Annotated in this window: 2 protein-coding genes; both read right to left on the bottom strand. The window is 62.3% G+C overall.

The features are described 5' to 3' along the window. A partial coding sequence (locus tag B2527_RS12365; RefSeq protein ID WP_293713937.1) for a bL17 family ribosomal protein occupies nucleotides 1-149 on the bottom strand: 149 nt, incomplete at its 3' end. 196 nt (nucleotides 150-345) lie between these two features. Then, the gene (locus B2527_RS12360; protein WP_132862514.1) at nucleotides 346-1,344 is read right to left on the bottom strand and encodes a DNA-directed RNA polymerase subunit alpha; all 999 of its coding nucleotides are present in this window, start codon (nucleotides 1,342-1,344) and stop codon (nucleotides 346-348) included. Between the last annotated feature and the right edge of the window lie 108 nt (nucleotides 1,345-1,452).

Here is a 1,452-nt window from a genome sequence, read left to right as displayed (position 1 = left end):
GGCTCGGCAACGCGGCGCAGCTCCTTGGCCTTCGGCAGAGTGGTCTTGATCAGCTCGTGCTTGAACAGCGAGGCGGCCATGTTCTTGAACATCGCTTCGCGGTGGGCGCTGGTGCGGCTGAACTTACGGCCAGACTTCTGGTGACGCATGGGACAGATTCCTTAGATTGAATGATGAGACGTTGGACTTCGTTGTCGCCGTCGTGGCGTTGCTGCATGGACTGCGGATGGTCCTGGCCGCCCTATCCCTGGACGACCGGCGCAGCGGCCTTGTCAGCCGTCTACGCGGGTACTGCCTACGACATTCCCCCGCATGGTCACCCATGCGGGGGAACAGATGCTGCTATCAACCAAGCATGCCGTGAGCGGCGACACCGGCCGGCGGCCAGTTCTCCAGCTTCATGCCAAGCGACAGGCCACGCTGGGCCAGCACTTCCTTGATTTCGGTCAGCGACTTCTTGCCCAGGTTCGGGGTCTTGAGCAGTTCCACTTCGGTCTTCTGGATCAGATCACCGATGTAGTAGATGCTCTCGGCCTTCAGGCAGTTGGCCGAACGCACGGTCAGCTCCAGGTCGTCGATCGGGCGCAGCAGCACCGGATCCACGCCGTTGTTGGCCGGCTTGGCCGCACCGCGATCGCGGTGGGTGAAGTCACCGAACACCGACAGCTGATCGCTGAGGATGTCGGCCGCGGTGCGGACGGCTTCCTCGGCATCGATCGTGCCGTTGGTTTCGATATCGATGACCAGCTTGTCCAGGTCGGTACGCTGCTCGACGCGGGCCGCTTCCACCGAATAGGCGACGCGACGGACCGGCGAGAACGAAGCGTCCAGCACCAGACGACCGATCGCACGCGACTCTTCGTCCGGACGGCGGCGCGAGGCAGCCGGCTGGTAGCCGAAGCCACGCTCGATCTTCAGACGCATGTTGATCGCCGCGTCCTTGGTCAGGTGGCAGATCACGTGGTCGCCGTTGATCACTTCGACGTTATGGTCAACCTTGATGTCGGCAGCGGTCACGATGCCCGGGCCCTGCTTGGACAGGGAGAGCGTGGCGCTGTCGCCGGAATGCATGCGAATGGCCACGTCCTTCAGGTTCAGCAGGACTTCGAGCACATCCTCCTGCAGGCCTTCCAGCGTGGTGTACTCGTGAAGCACGCCGTCGATCTCGACTTCGGTAATGGCGAAGCCCGGGATGGACGACAGCAGCACGCGACGCAGGGCGTTGCCCAGCGTATGCCCGTAACCACGCTCCAACGGTTCGATCACGACCTTGGCGCGGGTCTCGGTAAGGCGTTCGATCTGCGGACCGCGAGGACGCAGAACCTGGTTTGCGGTAACCGTCATGTTGCGGGTTCTCCTGCGAACCTCCGGTGCAACCCGGAGGTTCTCCATTGTGAATTACTTCGAATACAACTCGACGATCAGCGCTTCGTTGATATCCGCAGGCAGGTC

Origin of the sequence: Stenotrophomonas sp. UBA7606, assembly GCF_002477705.1 — a bacterium.
Classification (GTDB): Bacteria; Pseudomonadota; Gammaproteobacteria; order Xanthomonadales; family Xanthomonadaceae; genus Stenotrophomonas.
This window is presented reverse-complemented; position numbering and strand designations above follow the sequence as displayed.